The sequence below is a fragment of the Synechococcus sp. B60.1 genome, from assembly GCF_047462555.1.
GTDB lineage: Bacteria > Cyanobacteriota > Cyanobacteriia > Thermostichales > Thermostichaceae > Thermostichus.
The window spans coordinates 25,230-26,654 of sequence record NZ_JANSJN010000016.1 but is presented as its reverse complement, the minus strand read 5'-3'; the positions used below and the strand labels follow the sequence as shown (position 1 = coordinate 26,654).

At 61.1% G+C, this 1,425-nt stretch carries 3 protein-coding genes; all 3 read left to right on the top strand.

Annotation, left to right across the window (positions count from 1 at the left end; translation table 11 throughout):
* Nucleotides 1-240 (top strand): hypothetical protein (locus tag NW863_RS03330; RefSeq protein WP_414364379.1); only part of this gene is annotated, 240 nt, incomplete at its 5' end.
* A gap of 33 nt (nucleotides 241-273) precedes the next feature.
* On the top strand, nucleotides 274-1,008 hold the full coding sequence (locus NW863_RS03325; RefSeq protein ID WP_414364377.1) for an energy-coupling factor ABC transporter ATP-binding protein: 735 nt from the start codon (nucleotides 274-276) through the stop codon (nucleotides 1,006-1,008).
* Between the two features lie 235 nt (nucleotides 1,009-1,243).
* A partial coding sequence (locus tag NW863_RS03320) for a CP12 domain-containing protein (protein WP_414364375.1) occupies nucleotides 1,244-1,425 on the top strand: 182 nt, incomplete at its 3' end.

The window sequence follows — 1,425 nt, the reverse complement described above, 5'->3', positions numbered from 1 at the left end:
AATCCCGCCCCCATCGTCGTCCACCAAAAAGAGGAGGAGGCGGCCAACCGCGCCTATCAGAGTGTGGTTGAAGCTCTTCGCAACGGATCCCCTCAAAGCTTGGAGCTGACCTGTGACCGCACTGGCAAAAAGGTGTTCCTGCTCACCGGCGAGCTGTGTGGCGTGCAAATGACCACCAAGTCGGGTGGCGCTGGTGCCCCAGGAACGCGTCCCGGCTTTTTGGCGCAGTTGCAGGGTTGAGAGCAGCTCTTCGGGTCTTCGCAAGGGATCCTCATGTCTGAGAGGGGGACAGAGTCCTTTCGCGGTGGCAAGAGGGAGTCCCCGCCGGCCATTCGGGTGGAGGGCCTAACCTTTGCCTGGCCGGAGCGTCCCCCGGTTCTGCGAGAGTGCAGCTTTGTCATTCCCAAAGGCCAGTTGTGGATGCTGCTGGGGCCTAACGGCAGCGGCAAGTCCACCCTATTGCAACTGTTGTCCGGATCCCTCACCCATCCTCAGCCCCTAGCCGGCCACTTGGAGGTGCGCGGGCGGCTGGGCCACGTGTTTCAAAACCCGGATCACCAACTGTTTATGCCGACGGTAGGGGCAGATGTCGCCTTTGGCTTGGGGGCAGAGCCCCTCACGTTGGAAGAGATTGCCGAGCGGGTAGAAACAGCCTTGGAGCAGGTAGGCTTGCGCCACTTGATCCGCCGGCCCATCCACGGCCTCAGCGGCGGACAGAAGCAACGGGTGGCGGTGGCCGGGGCCCTGGCCCGGCACTGTGAAGTTCTGCTGTTGGACGAGCCAACGGCCTTGCTGGATCCCGAGAGCCAGGCGGAGTTGCTGCGCTGCATCCGCCGCCTGGTGGATCAAGAGGGGATCACCGCCCTCTGGGTCACCCATCGGCTGGCCGAGCTGGAATGGGCGGACGGAGTAATTTTCCTCTCCGAAGGACGGGTGCGCTATCAGGGATCCCCAGAGCAGGTGCGGCAACAGCTTGGACAACTGTTTGGCGCCTTCAGGTCTCACTGATCCCGAAGAGATGGCAAAAGGGTGGCTGCAACCCCCTGCGGTCGCTGCTTAGAATAGTAATGTATCCACAGCGCTCGATAGGTCGGCAGCAGGTCATCATCCTGGACTTATCTACCCTGCGGAGTGGCAGGTTTCTGCCTGTTAATCCGTGAGTACGCTAGATCCCTGCGGATCGGCGTTAGCAGGTTATACCTGTGGGCCCCTGGCCCCATCTCGTTGAAAGGAGCTTGAGCATATGGGACTGTCTGAAGTCATTGCCAAAGAGCTGGAAAACGCCCGCAAGATCTGCGATGAGTACGGCGAAGGGGATCCCCACTGCCGTGCTGCTTGGGATGTTGTTGAAGAAGTGCTGGCAGCCCGCAGCCACCAGCCCAAAACTCCCAGCAGCCTTGAGCAGCACTGCGCCGAAAACCCAGA

Coding starts and splice junctions, on each gene's coding strand:
- NW863_RS03325 (WP_414364377.1), top strand. CDS start 274: ATGTCTGAGAGGGGGACAGAGTCCTTTCGCGGTGGCAAGAGGGAGTCC.